A 15299-nucleotide genomic window follows, 5' to 3' on the forward strand; every position below is an offset into this window, starting at 1 on the left:
CCCTTTCCGAAAAGGAATCTCTTCTTATGTCTGACAAGATCGTCGTCGCCGGGGTGTCCGTCGACACCCGGCACTGGATCGGTGGGCGGCGGGTTGCCTCCGCCGGGACCTTCACCGATGTCTCCCCCATCGACGGGCGCGTCCTCGGCGAGATCGCCCGTGGTGGTGCCGCTGAGGTCGAGGCCGCCGTCACCGCCGCCCGGAACGCCTTTCCCGCTTGGGCCGCCACGCCCCGCGCTGAGCGCGCCCGTCTCCTTCACGCCATCGCCGACGGGGTCGAGAAGCGGCTCGAAGAGTTGGCGATCGTCGAGACGAACGACAACGGGGCGTTGCTGCGGTCCCACCGGCGGGGTGTCATGCCCCGGGTGGCCCACAACTTCCGGTTCTTCGCCGACTGGCTGCTGAAGCTGGAGCACGAGGACTTCGAGACGCGCGGGCACACCAACCGGGTGAGCTGGGACCCGGCCGGGCCGTCCGTGCTGATCACGCCGTGGAACGCGCCGCTGATGCTGGCCACCTGGAAGGTCGCCCCCGCACTGGCGGCGGGCAACACCGTGATCCTGAAGCCGGCCGAGTGGACCCCGCTCACCGCGTCGCTGCTGGCGGACATCGCCGCCGAGGCGGGGCTGCCCGCCGGGGTGCTCAATGTCGTGCAGGGGTACGGGTCGGAGATCGGCGACGCGCTCACCTCGCATCCGGACGTACGGCGGATCAGCTTCACCGGATCGGTGCCCACGGCGAAGCGGATCGCGGAGTCGGCGGCGCCCAACCTCACTCCGCTCAGCCTCGAACTCGGCGGCAAGTCACCGCTGTTGGTGTTCGCGGACGCCGATCTGGAGCTGGCCGTCGACCTCGCGGTGGAGCAGTACGACAACGCCGGACAGGTGTGTCTGGCCGCGACGCGGTTCCTCGTCGAGGAGTCCGTCGCCGAGGAGTTCACCCGGCGGTTCGTGGAGAAGGCCGGCGCCTTGAGACAAGGTGATCCCCGGGACGAGGCCACCGACATCGGGCCCAACATCCATCCCCGGCAGCTGGAGAAGATCGACGGGTTCGTGCGGCGGGCGGTGACGGCCGGGGCGCGAGTCGTGATCGGTGGGCACCGGAAGGAGGGGCAGTACTACGCGCCGACTCTCCTCACCGATGTCGCGCAGGACTCCGAGATCGTGCAGGAGGAGGTCTTCGGGCCGGTTCTGACCCTGCAGACCTTCGCCGACGAGGACGAGGCCGTCCGGCTCGCCAACGACACCCGCTTCGGACTCGCCGCCACCCTCGCCACCGGTGACACCGAGCGCGCCGCGCGGGTCACGGAGCGGCTGGTCGCGGGGACGGTGTGGGTGAACTGCTTCTTCGTACGCGATCTGCGGGCGCCCTTCGGCGGCTCCCGCCAGTCCGGGGTCGGCCGGGAGGGCGGCACCTGGAGCTTCGACTTCTACTGCGACGTCAAGAACACCGTGACCGCGCCGAACGGATGGACCAACCATGGGTGAGATCGTCGGGGCGGGGCTCCTCGCCCACGTCCCCACCATCGTCCTGCCGGAGGCCGACCGGCTGGAGCTGAACGAGGGCAAGGAGATCACCCTCGTCACCGGCCTGAGGCAGCTCCGCGCGGACGTCTTCGACCGTGACGACTACGACACCGTCGTCGTCCTCGACTCGCACTGGGCGACGACCGTCGAGTTCGTCGTCACCGCGCAGCAGCGCCGCGCCGGTCTCTTCACCTCCGAGGAGCTGCCGCGCGGGATGTGCCGGATGCCGTACGACTTCCCCGGTGACCCCGAACTCGCCCTGAACATCGAGAAGTTCGCGGACAAGCACGGCACCTGGATCACCGCGATCGAGGACGAGTACCTGCCGATCTACTACGCCACCATCAACCTCTGGAAGTTCCTCGGCGAGGGTCTGCCCGACAAGCGGTGGGTGACCATCGGGGTCTGTCAGACCGGGGACATGGAGGACCATCTGCGGCTGGGGCGGGCGCTCGCCGACGGTATCGCCGCCACCCCCGGGCGACGGGTCCTGGTCATCGCCTCGGGCGCGCTGTCGCACACCTTCTGGCCGCTGCGGGAGCTGCGGGACCACGAGGCCAGCGACCCGGTCCACATCTTCACGCCGGAAGCCCGCGAGGCCGACTACGAGCGGATCGCCTGGTTCAAGGAGGGCCGTCACGACAAGATCCTCGACACCATGGACGAGTTCTGGAAGTACAAGCCCGAGGCCAAGTTCTTCCACTACCTGATGATGGCGGGCGCGCTGGGCGAGCGGGCCTGTGTCGCCAGGGCCCGGCAGTACGGGGAGTACGAGAACTCCGTCGGTACCGGCCAGGTCCACCTCTGGTTCGACCGCCCCGCGGGTGGCTGGACCGACACCTCTGCCCGTCTCCCCGAGGAAGGCCAGTCATGACCGAGTACCGCCGCATCCTCCTGGACGGGGCCACCGTCCAGGTCACCGTCGACGGCGACGAACTGGTCGCCGGGGACGGCCGCCGCGTCAAGATCGAGGAGGCTCAGCACCTTCCGCCGGTCGTGCCGTCGAAGGTCGTCGCCGTCCACCTCAACCACCGCAGCCGGGTCGACGAGTTCGGGATCGAACTGCCCGAGACGCCGACCTACTTCCACAAGCCGACCTCCTCCCTCAACTCCCACAAGGGCGCGATCGTCCGCCCCGAGGGCTGCAAGTGGCTCAACTACGAGGGCGAGGTCGCCATCGTCATCGGCAGGACCGCGCGCAACATCTCCCCGGCCGAGGCGGGCGAGTACATCGCCGGCTACACGATCGCCAACGACTACGGCCTGCACGACTTCCGCGACACCGACGCCGGTTCGATGCTCCGCGTCAAGGGCTCGGACACCCTCTGCCCGCTCGGGCCCGGCCTGGTCACCGACTGGGACTTCCGGGGCAAGCGGCTGCGGACGTACGTCAACGGCGAGGTCGTCCAGGACGGTTCGACGGACGAGATGAAGTGGGACATGCACTACCTCGTCGCCGACATCGCCCGCACCATCACCCTGTACCCGGGTGACGTCCTGCTCTCCGGCACCCCGGCCAACTCCCGGCCCGTGCGGCCCGGTGACGTCGTCGAGGTGGAGGTGGAGGGCCTGGGCCGGCTCACCAACCACATCGTCACCGGCCCCACCGCCGTACGCACCGACATCGGCGCGCAGCCCACGGAGTCCGAGGAGGTCCTGTCGACGGCGCTCGGCGGCGACTGGGAGTTCCGCGGCATCCGCCCGCCCAGGCGGTGACGTCCCGGTGCGGGGGCGGGCCGGTAGGGTCACCCGCATGACCGACTCCGCCGAGGCCGCCCCCGAGAGCCGGAAGCCGCGCAAGCGCCTGCACTACGGCGAGGGGCGCGAGGCCCTGCTCAACGCCGCCGTGCACGTGGTGGCGCGGGGCGGGTTGCGCAAGCTCACCTACCGGGCCGTCGCGGAGGAGGCGGGGGTCACCCACGGTCTGGTCGTGCACCACTTCGGCTCGCGCGACGCGCTGATCGAGGAGGCCCTCGCCCACACGATCCGCACCTCGCTGAACACGAGTTCCCTCGAACCGGGCACCGGCAAGGTCGCGGACTTCTCCACCGGGCTCTCCGAGATGGTCACGGCCGACCCGGACACCCAGGCGTTCCAGTACGAGCTGCTGCTGGAGTCCCGCCGCCGGCCGGAGCTGCTGCCGCAGATCCGGGAGCTGTACGACGAGTACTTCGACGCGGCCCAGCGCGAGCTGGGCCGTATGCTCCCGGCCGGCGCGGACAAGGCGCTGACACGGCTGGTCTTCGCCGCGCTCGACGGTCTGGTCCTGCATCAGCTCGTCTTCAACGAGCCGGAGGTCACGGAGCGGGCCGTGGAGGAGCTGCGCGCCCTCCTGCGGCTGCTCCACGCGGACGGCGACGACCGTCGGGGCGGCGAGGCCGACGCAGCGGGCGAGGCCGACGCAGCGGGCGAGGCCGACGCAGCGGGCGAGGCCGACGCAGCGGGCGAGGCCGACGCAGCGGGCGAGGCCGACGCGGCGGGCGAGGCCGACGCGGCCGACGACGCCCGCACATAGCCTCTGACCTCAGCGGTTGTGGTCCCGGGCGTCCGACGCCCGGGGCCTTTCGGCATTCCCGCGCACGTCTGTCACACCTGCCGAAAATCTTCACCCGACCCCTTGCCAAACGGATAGTTCGGGCCCACGATAAGGCAACTCGTTTGGGCCTAAACGAACACCTCCCTCATCCCTCCCCGTCCCCGACAGGTGATCCGAGTGGACAGTCAGACGGCGGTCGCCCCGCACAGCACACAAGATCCATCCACGGCAGGCAGGCTCAAGCCCGACTCCCTGGGCGTCCTGGGCATCCTCTTCTTCGTCCTTTCCGCCCAGGCACCGCTGACCGGCATCGCCGGCGCCGTCCCCATCGCCGTCGTCATAGGCAACGGGGCCGGCGCCCCCGCCGCGTATCTCGCGGCCGGCGTCGTGATCCTGCTGTTCTCCGTCGGCTTCGTCGCCATGGGCCGCCATGTCGTGGACGCCGGCGCCTTCTACACGTACATCGGCAAGGGGCTGGGCCGCTCGGCCGGCTCCGGCAGCGCCGGTGTCGCGCTCTTCGCCTACTGCGCGATCCAGGCCGCGATGTACGGGCTGTACGGCGCGACGGTGAGCGGCCTTGTGGAGCACTACGCCGGCGTACGGATCGCCTGGTGGGTGTGGGCGCTGGTCACCATGGTGGTCGTCCAGGTCCTCGGCGCCGCCGGGATCGAGATGGGCGCCAAGGTGCTGGCGGTGTTCGTCCTGGCGGAGTTCAGCATCCTGATCGCCTTCGCCGTCGTGACCTTCGTCAAGGGCGGCGGCCCCGAGGGGCTCGGATTCGCCGACAGCTTCTCGCCGGACGCGGCGCTCCAGGGCGCTCCCGGGGTGGCGCTGATGTTCGCCGTGGCGTCGATGTTCGGCTTCGAGGCGACCGCCATCTACGGCGAGGAGGCCCGGGAGCCGAAGAAGACGGTCCCGCGCGCCACCTATCTGTCGGTCCTGGTGGTCACCTGTTTCTTCGCCTTCACCGCATGGATGCTGGTCTCCGCGCACGGCGCGTCCCGGGCGACGGCCGAGGCGGGCAAGGCGCTGGAGGGCGGCGACGCGGCGGGCTGGGTCTTCGCCCCCGTCGCGGCCCAGTTCGGCGCGTGGACCGGCGATGTGCTGCCCGTCCTGCTGGCCACCTCGCTGTTCGCCGGCATTCTGGCCTTCCACAACTCCGCGAACCGCTATCTGTTCTCCATGGGCCGCGAGGGTCTGCTGCCGCACGGGCTGACCGCGCTCAACGGGCGCCACTCCCCCTGGGTGGCCGGCATCGTCCAGACGGTGATCGCGGTGGCCCTGGTCATGCCGTTCGCGCTGCTGGGCAAGGACCCGGTCCTGACGCTCTTCTCCTGGTTCAGCGGCGTCGCCGTGCTGGGGAGCATGCTCCTCTACTTCCTGACCTCCGTCTCCGTGGTCGTCTTCTTCCGCCGCTCCCGTGCCGACACCCGGCCCTGGAACACCCTGATCGCACCGGTTCTGGGCGCGCTCGGCATCGCCGGGGCGATCTGGCTGATCCTCGAGAACTTCACCACGCTCATCGGCGGTGATCCGAACACCGCCCTGTGGCTGCAGCTGACCGTCCCGGTGGTGCTGGTCCTCGGACTCGTCGTGGCACGGCTGACCCGGCGCGGGCCGACCGTCACGCCCTGACCGTCACGGCACGACTGTCACGGCCCAACCGCACGGCACGACCCTCACGGGCTGACCGCCCGCTCACTGTCATCGATCCGAACCCCGAGAAGGAGAGCTGATGCCCGCCCTCGCCCATGACTCCCTGCTCCGTCGAGCCGAGGAACTGGACCTGCCCGCCCAGCACCACATCGACGGCACGGACGAGCCGGGCGGGGGCGCCTCCTTCGCCGTCGTCTCCCCGCGTGACGGTCAGGTCCTCGTCGAGGTCGCCGACGCCCGCGCCGCCGAGGTCGACCTGGCCGTGGCCGCCGCCCGCCGGGCCTTCGACTCCGGCCCCTGGCCACGCCTCGCACCCGCCGACCGCGGCCGCGTCCTCCTGCGTATCGCCGAACTGCTCGAAGAGCGGCGGGAGAAGCTCGCCCTGACCATCACCCTGGAGATGGGCAAGCCGATCACCGACGCGTACGACATCGAACTGCGCGCCGCCATCACCACCTTCCGCTGGTACGGGCAGCTGGCCGACAAACTCACCGACGAGTCCCCGCACACCGCCCCCGACGCCCTCGCCCTGATCACCCGGGAGCCCGCGGGTGTCGTGGGCGCCGTCGTGCCGTGGAACTTCCCTCTGACACTGGCGAGTTGGAAGGTGGCCCCGGCGCTGGCCGCGGGCTGCGCCGTCGTCCTGAAGCCCTCGGAGAACTCCCCGCTGTCGGCGCTGCTCCTGGGCCGGATCGCCACCGAGGCCGGACTGCCGCCGGGTGTGCTCAACGTCGTGACGGGTGACGGGCCGGCGGCCGGCCGGGCGATCGGGCTGCACCCCGATGTGGACGTCCTCGCGTTCACCGGCTCCACCGCCGTCGGCCGCCACTTCCTGCGCTACGCCGCCGACTCCAACCTCAAGCGCGTCTGGCTGGAGCTGGGCGGCAAGTCGCCGAACATCATCCTTCCCGACGCCCCCGACCTGGAGAAGGCCGCCGCCACCGCGGCCTGGGGCATCTTCTTCAACCAGGGCGAGATGTGCACGGCCCCCTCCCGGCTCCTGGTGCACTCCTCCGTCGCCGAACGGGTCACCGAGGCGATCGTGGCCCGGGCGCGGGAACTGCGGGTCGGCGACCCGCTCGACCCGGCGACCGAGATGGGCGCGATGGTGGGCGAGAGCCATCTGGAACGCGTCCTCGACCACATCGGCACCGGCCTCGACGAGGGCGCCCGGCTGCTGACCGGCGGCGGTCGCACACTGGCCGACACGGGCGGCAGCTATCTGCGGCCGACCGTCTTCGACGGGGTGGAGCCGGGCATGCGGCTGGCCCGCGAGGAGATCTTCGGCCCGGTGCTGTCCGTCCTCGCCTTCGACGACCTCGACGAGGCGGTACGGCTCGCCAACGCCACCGAGTACGGTCTCGCCGCCGGGCTGTGGACCTCCGACCTGTCCACCGCGCACAAGGTCTCGCGCGCGCTCAGGGCCGGCACGGTCTGGGTCAACTGCTACGAGGAGGGCGATCTGACCGTCCCGTTCGGCGGCATGAAGCAGTCGGGCAACGGGCGCGACAAGTCCGCCCACGCCCTCGAGAAGTACACCGAGCTCAAGACCACGTGGATCCAGCTGTGACGACGCCCGCGCGACCCGCGACGACCCCCGTGCGACCCGCGACGACGCCCGTGCGGCCGCTCATCGCCGTCCCCGCCCGCTTCTCCGCCACGACCTCCGCGCTGCGCTACGCCGCCGAGGTCAACGCCCGCGCCCTGATCGAGGCCGTCTGGCGGGCGGGCGGTGAACCGGCGAGCATCCACCCCGCCGACAGCGACGTCGCCGCGCGCCTCGCCCGCTTCGACGGCGTCCTCCTCCCGGGCGGCGGCGACCTCGCCCCGCACCGCTACGGCGCCACCGACACCCACGACAGCGTCTACGACGTGGACGAGGCACAGGACGCGTTCGACCTCCACGTGGCCCGCGCCGCACTGGACTCGGGCCTGCCCCTGCTGGCGGTCTGCCGCGGCCTCCAGGTCGTCAACGTCGCCCTCGGCGGCACCCTGGAGCAGGACATGGGCGGCCCGGACCGCGAGCACCGGCACCTCGTGCACCCGGTGGCGATCCGGCGCGGCACCCTGCTGGAGCGGGCCACCGGCGCACAGAAGGTGGAGGCCTCCTGCTACCACCACCAGCGGGTGGACCGCCTCGGCGCGGGCCTGGAGATCACCGCTCGCGCCGCCGACGGCACACCGGAAGCACTCGAACTCCCCGCAGCGGCCGGGTGGTTCACCGCCGTCCAGTGGCACCCCGAGGACACGGCGGACGAAGACCCCGCCCAGCAGAACCTCTTCGACGCCTTCGTCCGAGCGGCGGGCCGCCGCGTTCCGGGCGGCGACGCGAGGCCGCCCCGACCGGGTGTCTCGCGGTCGGCCGGTCAGCGCGTCCAGTAGGCGATGTTCCGGAAGCGGGCCTCGGCGCGGCCCGAGCCGTGGTGGTAGACGCCGTTCTTGAAGTAGCGGGTGGCGGGGCCCCGGTCGTCGACGGTGAGGACGAGGGAGTCGTCGAAGTAGACCTTGATGGTCCCGGTGCCGCCGCTCGCCACGTGGGCGATCTTCACGTTGAACCACGTGTCGTACGCGCCGGTCTTGAGCACCGTGCCGTCGTAGCGCCGCACGGTGCCGCCGCCCGTGGCGACGATGTTGAGCATGATGTCGGTGGCCGGGGTGCCGGAGGGGCGGCGGGTGCGCAGGATCTGGACGAACGACGCGCGGTCGGTGCCGGCCGGGAGGTAGACGTCGGCGTCCCACATGTGGCCGCCCGTCGTGTAGTCGTTCTTCCACCGCATCTCGGTGCGCGGGTCGGTGGAGTTGCCCTCCTCGAACGGCTCGTCGGTGCTGTACACCCACATACGGTGGACGCCGCCGCTGTGGCTGTGCCGGTCGCCGAGGTCGAGGTTCCACGGCTTCTGCCAGCTGTACGTGAACGAGGTTCTCGTCCAGCCGTCGGTCGGGTCGGCGGCCGGGGCCGCAGGCGCGGCACCGGCGAGCGGGACCGGCGGCAGGGTGAGCGCGGCACCGCCGGCCAGCAGGCCTGCTCCCGCCCGTAAGACGCTTCGTCTGTTCATCGCGTACCTCGACTCCTCGATACATCGGATGAGTTAAACGTCTGTACCAGCTTGCCCTTGTGAGCATGGAGCCCAACTCCGCCGCCCTACAGCCTAATTCAGGCCTCAGTTCACCTAGATCTCGCCACACCCACACCATTGACAGGTACACAAAGTCTGCCTAGGTTCGCCGATACACCCGATGTATCGATGACCCGTCAGGTCTGGAGGACGATGTGACCTCGCACTCGGGGAAGCACTCACCGATGCCCCGCCGAGCCGTACTCGGCACCGCACTGGGCGGAGCGGCAGCGGCGGCCCTGCCCGGGACGGCCCTCGCCGGAGAATCCTTACCGGCGGCATCTCCCGCCGGCGCCGAGACCGTGTCCTCGGGCGGCGAACGCCCCTGGAGACTCCGCGACACCATGACCACCGACGGCTCCTGGCACCGGTTCCTGCGCGACCAGGACCTCCGCTGGACCAGACTGCCCACCCGCTGGTACGAGGGCCCGTTCCTCGGCGACGGACTGCTCGGCAGCATGGTCTACCAGGAGCCGGGCGCCAACCGGATCCGCTTCACCGTCCAGCACGGCCGGGTCCAGGACCACCGGCCCGAGTTCGGCAGCGGCTGGGGCACCTGCCGGCTACCGGTCGGACACCTCACGCTCGATCCGGTCGGCACCATCACCGCCGTCGACTGGCGACTGAGTCTGTGGAACGCCGAACTCACCGGCACCGTCACCACCACCGCCGGCACCCTCACCCTCTCCGCCCTCATCCACGACGAGGTCCTGGCCACCCGGGTGGCGGCCGACGGCGACGAGCGGGTCGTCTGGACCTTCCACCCCGAGGAGGCCATCAGCCCCCGGAAGATCAGCGAGGCCCCGCCCACCGGGTACACCCCCAACCCGCCCTGGACCACCCGGACCACCACCGACGGCACCGAACAGGTGCTCCAGCCCCTGCTCACCGGCCAGACCGCCACCGCCTACCGCCGCGACGGCGACGAACTGCTGCTCAGCGTCGGCCACAGTGCGCCCTCGACCACCGCCGCCGAGGCCGACTCGTTGCGCCATCTCCGGCGCGCGCGGTCCTACGGCGCCCTCCGGCGACGGCACACCCGCTGGTGGCACGCCTTCTATCCGAAGAGCTTCGTCTCGTTCCCCGACGAGCGGCTGCAGAGCTTCCACTGGATCCAGCTCTACAAGGTCGCCTCCGCCAGCCGGGCGGGCGGCCCAGTCATGGCCACCTGCGGGCCGTGGCTGGAGCCGACGCCCTGGCCCGCGGTCTGGTGGAACCTCAACATCCAGCTGGAGTACTGGATCGTCCACGGCTCCAACCACCTGGAGCTCGACGCGCTCGCCACCACGGTGCGGCAGAACCAGGAACAGCTGATCGCCAACGTCCCCGCCGCCTACCGCGCGGACAGCTCCGGCGTCGGCCGCAGCTCCGACATGTTCGCCAACCGGGGGGTGGGCCGGCCCGGCGGCGGCACCGAGGTCGGCAACCTCACCTGGGCGCTGCACAACGTGTGGCTGACCTACCGGCACTCCATGGACAAGGCCCTGCTGCGGGACACGGTCTTCCCGATACTGCGCCGGACGATCAACTACTACCTGCACTTCCTCACCCCGGGCAGCGACGGCAGGCTGCATCTGCCGAGCACGCTCTCACCCGAGTACCCGGTCGTCCCGCCGCAGGACACCAACTACGACCTGGCCCTCATCCGCTGGGGCTGTCAGACGCTCATCGACTCCGCCGAACTGCTGGGGGTGGACGACGAGTTGATCCCCCGCTGGCAGGAGGTGCTGACCCGGCTCACCCCGTACCCGGTCGACGACAACGGCTACATGATCGGCGCCGACACCCCGTACGCGCAGTCCCACCGGCACTACTCGCATCTGCTGATGGTCTATCCGCTGTACCTCGTCAACTGGGAACAGCCCGAGAACCGCGACCTGATCACCAAGTCGGTCGTCCGCTGGCACGCGCTGCCCAGCGCCCACCGGGGTTACAGCTACACCGGGGCCGCCTCGATGTACGCGATGACCGGCGACGGCGACACCGCGATCACCTATCTGCGGAAGTTCTTCGATCCCACCACCCGCTACCCCTGCCAGGCCAACACCCACTACACCGAGGCCGGTCCGGTCATCGAGACGCCGCTGTCCGCCTCGCAGTCGCTGCACGACATGTTCTGCCAGAGCTGGGGCGGCGTGATCCGTGTCTTCCCCGCCGTCCCGACCGCGTGGGCGGACGTCACGCTGCACGACTTCCGTACCCAGGGCGCCTTCCTGGTCAGTGCCGTTCGCAAGGCGGGGGCGACCCGGTTCATCCGGATCAGGAGCCTCGCCGGCGAGCCGCTCAGGCTCAGGCACGGCCTCACCGGCCGCCTCACCGTGCTCCTCGACGACGGCACCCCGGCCCGCACCGAGGATCTGGACGACGGCACTCTCGCCATCGACCTGCCCCGGGGCCGCGAGGTGCTCGTCCACTCGGGCTCCCGGCCCGACCTCGTCATCGCCCCCGTCGCCGTCAGTGAACCGGGCGCGGCCTGGGGACTGCCGTAGCGGCCGCTGTGCCGGGGCCAGGTACTCATCAACAGGGAGGATTTCCCATGGCGGTTCCCATCAGGACCGCGGTCGCCGGGCTCTGCGCCGGGCTGGTGGCCACCCTTCTCACGACCGTGCCGGCGCGGGCCGAGCAGCACGACCGCGTCTGGGCCGTGTCCGCCGCGGCAGACGCGCCGCGCGCGCGGGTGTCGCTCGACGGCACCACCGGCGCCCTGAGCCTGTCGGTGTCCCGGGGCGGCCGTACGGTCATCGAGCCGTCGCCCGTCGGCATCGTCACCGAACAGGCCGATCTGTCCGAGGGGCTGCGCTTCCTGCACCGCAAGGACCGGGTGGTGGACGAGCGGTACCGGACGAAGGCCGGCAAGCGGCTGGACCGCCGGGTCCGGATGAACGAGAGCCGGCTGTCGTTCGCGACCGCCGCCGGTGCCCGGCTCGACCTGATCGTCCGCGCCTCCGCCGACGGTGTCGCCTACCGGTACGTCCTGCCCGCCGGGTACGGCGATGTGCTCGGCGAGACCTCCGCGTTCACCCTGCCGGCGGACGCGAACGCGTGGCTCAGCACCTACCGCGTCGACAACGAGGGCCAGTTCGTCCGGTACACCGCCGCCGGCGCCCCCACCGGCGCGTACTCGGACCAGGCGCTGTTCGAGACCGACGGCGGCTACACCCTGCTCGCCGAGTCCGATCTCACCGGCGCCTACTCCGGCGCCCGGCTCACCCACGACCAGGGCAGCGGCACCTACCGTGTCGCGCTCGCCGACGACCGGGTCCAGGCCGACGGCCCCCTCACCACCCCCTGGCGAGCCATGGTCACCGGTGACCTGGCCACCGTCACCCGTTCCACCTTCACCGACGACCTCGCGCCCGCCTCCAAGGTCCGCGACCGTTCCTGGATCAGGCCCGGCACCGCGCTGTGGACCTGGCTCGCCGGCGGCCGCCCGGCGGGCCAGAGCCTCGCCGCGCAGAAGGCCTACGTCGACTACGCCGCCGAACGCGGCTGGCCCTACGAGGCCGTCGACGCGGGCTGGTACTTCAGGTCCGACGCGTGGGACACCACCGACCCGGACTGGCAGACCAACAGCTGGATGCCCGAACTCGTCCGGTACGCGCGCGCCAAGGGCGTCGGGATCATCGTGTGGATCCACCAACGTGACCTCGACACGGCAGAGGAACGCGCCCAGTGGCTGCCGACACTGGAACGCTGGGGCGTCAAGGGCGTCAAGATCGACTTCATGGACTCCGAGGCGCAGTCCACGCTCCAGTGGTACGACGCGATCCTCCCGGAGACGGCCGCCCACCACCTTCTGGTCAACTTCCACGGCTCCACGATCCCCAAGGGCATCCAGCGCACCTGGCCGCACGTCATGACCCTGGAGGGTGTCGCGGGCGAGGAGAAGCGGACCAACACCGCCGCCCACCTCACCACCCTGCCCTTCACCCGCAACGTCATCGGTTCCATGGACTTCACCCCCGGTGCCTTCCAGCGCGTCGGACTGCGCCCCAACTCCGACGCGGCCGAGGTCGGGCTCTCCGTCGCCTACGAGTCGGGCCTGCAGATGTTCGCCGGCACCCCGGAGTCGTACGACGCCCGGCCGCTCGCCCGGGCCTACTTCGACCAGGTCCCGGCCGCCTGGGACGACACCCGGCTCCTCGCCGGACGGCCCGGCGAGGAGGCCGTGATCGCCCGTCGCGGCGGTGACCGCTGGTTCCTGGGCGGGGTGTACGCCGGCGCGGCCCGCACGGCGGAGGTACCGCTGTCCCTCGGCCCCGGACGCTGGCTGGTCGAGACGGTCCGGGACGGCGCCGACGGCCTCGTGCAGGACCGGCGGGTCCTGCGCGGCGGCGACACCCTCGCCGTCGACGTCGTCGCCAACGGCGGTTTCGCCGCCCTCGCCTGCCCCTGGCGCCCGGGGGTCACCACCTGCCACCGCTGAGGGTCAGGATCTCCCTCACCGGTCCGACCGCGACCACCTCGTCGTGCGGCTCGACGAGGTGGTCGCGGGGGGGCGTCCTGATGATGACGAAGCGTCAGAAAGTGTGCGGTAGACCGGAATCGGCGGGGTACTCGGGGAGTTCAGCGGATCCCCGTTCGAATCCGAGGAGGTACGTGCCGTGCGCTCCTTCAAGCGCTGGCTCGACCGCAGTCTGACCCTGCAGGCAGTCCTGGTCTTCCTGATGGGCATGGGTGTCAACGCCCTGTTCCGCCGGGACGAGCATCCGGTGTGGTGGGTGGTGCAGAGCGTGCTCTACACCGCCATCATCGTGGCCTTCCTGGCCATGAATCGCCGCAAGGTCGCCCGTGCCGTGGGCACCGACGCCCGCGGCGTCGCCGAGCTCAACCGCAAACTCCGGCACCGCGAAGTGCCCGGTGCCCCCGAGGAGCGGGCGGCCATGCGGCGGCTGGTCGCCCAGCATCTGGGGCAGTTGGAGCGGGGAGGCCGGTTGCTGCCGTACTGGCTGGGCTTCATGGCCCTCCTCGCGGCCGGCATGGTGGTTCTCGGAGTGGCCGCCGGTTCCGTGGTCTTCCCGCTGTTCTTCGCCGCGGGCGTGGCCGCGTTCTGCTGGTGGATCCTCCGGATGCGCCGCCGCTTCCTCGAACGCTGCCGGTCCATGGACTCGGCCCTGCGAGAGGGGAGCGAACTGGCGGCATGACGTCCGGACCGTGCCGTTGAACCTCCCGCACACCGGCCGGCGTCCGTTCACACGGCGTGCTGGGACCGCCGCGCCTCAGACCTGGCTCGGTGTGCGGCGACGGCCATGACGGCGACGGAGGTGAGGGTGATGGCGGCGCCGACGTAGAGCGGCGCCGTGTAGCCGAGGCCCGCGGTGATGGCCAGGCCGCCGAGCCAGGCGCCGAGCGCGTTGCCGATGTTGGAGGCGGACACGTTGGCGCTGGCGGCGAGGGCGGCGCCGTGGGCGTAGTCGGTGACGCGGGTGATCATGCCGGGCACGGCGGCGAAGCCGGTCACCCCCATCAGGAACACCAGGATCACCGACGCGGTGGCGCTGTGGGCGAGCAGACCGAACACGGCCAGGGTGAGGGTGAGTCCGAGCAGGGCGACGAGCAGGGCTCGGTCCCGATCGCGGTCGGCGGCGCGTCCGCCGACCAGGTTCCCCACGACCAGACCGACGCCGTACACCATCAACAACCAGGCGACGTCCGCCGAGGCGAAACCGCCGACCTCGGTGAAGGTGTAGGCGATATAGCTGAACGCGCCGAACATCCCGCCGTAACCGAGCGCGGTGGCCGTCAGCGTCAGCCAGACCTGCCAGGAGCGGAACGCCCGGAACTGGGCCCGCAGCCCGTCGGCCGACGACGGGGATCCGGTGCGGCCCGGAGGTGTCGCGGGGCGGGTGTCTCCCGCCCCGGCCGGGACGAGGGCGACGATTCCCGCAAGCGCGAGCACGCCGATCACGGTGACCGCCCAGAAGGCCGCCCGCCAGCCCCAACGCTCACCGACCAGGGCGCCGAACGGCACGCCCAGCACGTTCGCGAGCGTCAGGCCGGCGAACATCACCGCCACCGCGCGGGACTTCCTCTCCGGCGCAACCAGACCCCGAGCGACCAGCGAGCCGATGCCGAAGAACGAGCCGTGGCACAGCGCCGCGACGATCCGCCCGAGCATCATCACCGCGTAGTTCGGCGCGAGGGCGGACATCAGGTTGCCGATGACGAACAACGCCACCAGACCGATCAGGACCTGCTTGCGGGGCAGCCGCGCCGTCGCCGCGGTCAGCAGGATCGCGCCGATCGCGACGCTCAGCGCGTACCCGGAGATCAGCCGGCCCGCCGCCGCCTCGGACACCTCGAAACTCGACGCCACCTGCGGCAGGAGCCCCGCGATCAGAAACTCCGTCAGGCCGATGCCGAACCCGCCGAGCGCCAGCGCGACCAGCCCACTCGGCATCCACCGCTCTCCCATCGACTCGACGGCATGGAGTCCCAACTATGCCATCCTGCAGCGGAGTTCGC

General features: G+C 71.1%; 11 protein-coding genes and 1 pseudogene. 10 read left to right on the top strand and 2 right to left on the bottom strand.

What is annotated here, in order from left to right:
• Positions 1 to 26: 26 nt before the first annotated feature.
• The 7 genes and pseudogenes from ACWD26_RS35305 (at position 27) to ACWD26_RS35335 (ending at position 8100) form a co-directional block, all read left to right on the top strand.
• Positions 27 to 1487 (top strand): aldehyde dehydrogenase, encoded by a 1461-nt coding sequence (locus ACWD26_RS35305; protein WP_451276278.1) that lies wholly within the window; start codon positions 27 to 29, stop codon positions 1485 to 1487.
• Positions 1480 to 2400, top strand: a complete 921-nt coding sequence (locus ACWD26_RS35310; protein WP_451276280.1) for a 3,4-dihydroxyphenylacetate 2,3-dioxygenase — start codon at positions 1480 to 1482, stop codon at positions 2398 to 2400. The genes ACWD26_RS35305 and ACWD26_RS35310 overlap by 8 nt, the downstream gene beginning before the upstream one ends.
• Positions 2397 to 3242, top strand: coding sequence for a fumarylacetoacetate hydrolase family protein (locus tag ACWD26_RS35315; RefSeq protein ID WP_451276281.1), 846 nt, complete (start codon positions 2397 to 2399; stop codon positions 3240 to 3242). The genes ACWD26_RS35310 and ACWD26_RS35315 overlap by 4 nt, the downstream gene beginning before the upstream one ends.
• A gap of 37 nt (positions 3243 to 3279) precedes the next feature.
• A pseudogene (locus ACWD26_RS35320) lies at positions 3280 to 3930 on the top strand (TetR/AcrR family transcriptional regulator); the annotation flags it as partial.
• A 309-nt stretch (positions 3931 to 4239) separates the two neighbouring features.
• The gene (locus ACWD26_RS35325; protein WP_451276283.1) at positions 4240 to 5697 is read left to right on the top strand and encodes an APC family permease; all 1458 of its coding nucleotides are present in this window, start codon (positions 4240 to 4242) and stop codon (positions 5695 to 5697) included.
• 100 nt (positions 5698 to 5797) lie between these two features.
• Positions 5798 to 7288, top strand: coding sequence for an aldehyde dehydrogenase (locus ACWD26_RS35330; protein WP_451276285.1), 1491 nt, complete (start codon positions 5798 to 5800; stop codon positions 7286 to 7288).
• Positions 7285 to 8100 (top strand): gamma-glutamyl-gamma-aminobutyrate hydrolase family protein, encoded by an 816-nt coding sequence (locus tag ACWD26_RS35335; RefSeq protein ID WP_451276287.1) that lies wholly within the window; start codon positions 7285 to 7287, stop codon positions 8098 to 8100. Before ACWD26_RS35330 ends, ACWD26_RS35335 begins: the two co-directional genes overlap by 4 nt.
• On the opposite strand, the gene ACWD26_RS35340 is transcribed toward ACWD26_RS35335, so the two are convergent.
• Positions 8085 to 8774 (bottom strand): polysaccharide lyase family 7 protein, encoded by a 690-nt coding sequence (locus tag ACWD26_RS35340; protein WP_451276289.1) that lies wholly within the window; start codon positions 8772 to 8774, stop codon positions 8085 to 8087. The two genes, ACWD26_RS35335 and ACWD26_RS35340, sit on opposite strands and share 16 nt — an antisense overlap.
• Before the next feature lie 245 nt (positions 8775 to 9019).
• Between ACWD26_RS35340 and ACWD26_RS35345 the strand changes: the two genes are divergently transcribed.
• The 3 genes from ACWD26_RS35345 (at position 9020) to ACWD26_RS35355 (ending at position 13978) form a co-directional block, all read left to right on the top strand.
• Positions 9020 to 11323, top strand: coding sequence for a glycosyl hydrolase family 95 catalytic domain-containing protein (locus tag ACWD26_RS35345; RefSeq protein ID WP_451276291.1), 2304 nt, complete (start codon positions 9020 to 9022; stop codon positions 11321 to 11323).
• 47 nt (positions 11324 to 11370) lie between these two features.
• A complete protein-coding gene (locus tag ACWD26_RS35350) occupies positions 11371 to 13260 on the top strand; it encodes a glycoside hydrolase family 97 catalytic domain-containing protein (RefSeq protein WP_451276293.1) in 1890 nt (629 codons plus the stop codon).
• Between the two features lie 178 nt (positions 13261 to 13438).
• Entirely contained in the window at positions 13439 to 13978 is a 540-nt protein-coding gene (locus tag ACWD26_RS35355) for a hypothetical protein (RefSeq protein WP_451276295.1), read from the top strand.
• Between the two features lie 47 nt (positions 13979 to 14025).
• Here the strand turns inward: ACWD26_RS35355 and ACWD26_RS35360 are convergent, their stop codons facing one another.
• A complete protein-coding gene (locus tag ACWD26_RS35360) occupies positions 14026 to 15234 on the bottom strand; it encodes an MFS transporter (RefSeq protein ID WP_451276376.1) in 1209 nt (402 codons plus the stop codon).
• Positions 15235 to 15299 lie beyond the last annotated feature (65 nt).

It is taken from the genome of Streptomyces sp. NPDC002787, assembly GCF_053592095.1.

Excerpts from the sequence above, each read along its gene's own strand:
- ACWD26_RS35305 (WP_451276278.1), top strand. The coding sequence starts at position 27 with ATGTCTGACAAGATCGTCGTCGCCGGGGTGTCCGTCGACACCCGGCAC.
- ACWD26_RS35310 (WP_451276280.1), top strand. The coding sequence starts at position 1,480 with ATGGGTGAGATCGTCGGGGCGGGGCTCCTCGCCCACGTCCCCACCATC.
- ACWD26_RS35315 (WP_451276281.1), top strand. The coding sequence starts at position 2,397 with ATGACCGAGTACCGCCGCATCCTCCTGGACGGGGCCACCGTCCAGGTC.
- ACWD26_RS35330 (WP_451276285.1), top strand. The coding sequence starts at position 5,798 with ATGCCCGCCCTCGCCCATGACTCCCTGCTCCGTCGAGCCGAGGAACTG.
- ACWD26_RS35340 (WP_451276289.1), bottom strand. The coding sequence starts at position 8,774 with ATGAACAGACGAAGCGTCTTACGGGCGGGAGCAGGCCTGCTGGCCGGC.
- ACWD26_RS35345 (WP_451276291.1), top strand. The coding sequence starts at position 9,020 with ATGCCCCGCCGAGCCGTACTCGGCACCGCACTGGGCGGAGCGGCAGCG.
- ACWD26_RS35350 (WP_451276293.1), top strand. The coding sequence starts at position 11,371 with ATGGCGGTTCCCATCAGGACCGCGGTCGCCGGGCTCTGCGCCGGGCTG.
- ACWD26_RS35360 (WP_451276376.1), bottom strand. The coding sequence starts at position 15,234 with ATGCCGAGTGGGCTGGTCGCGCTGGCGCTCGGCGGGTTCGGCATCGGC.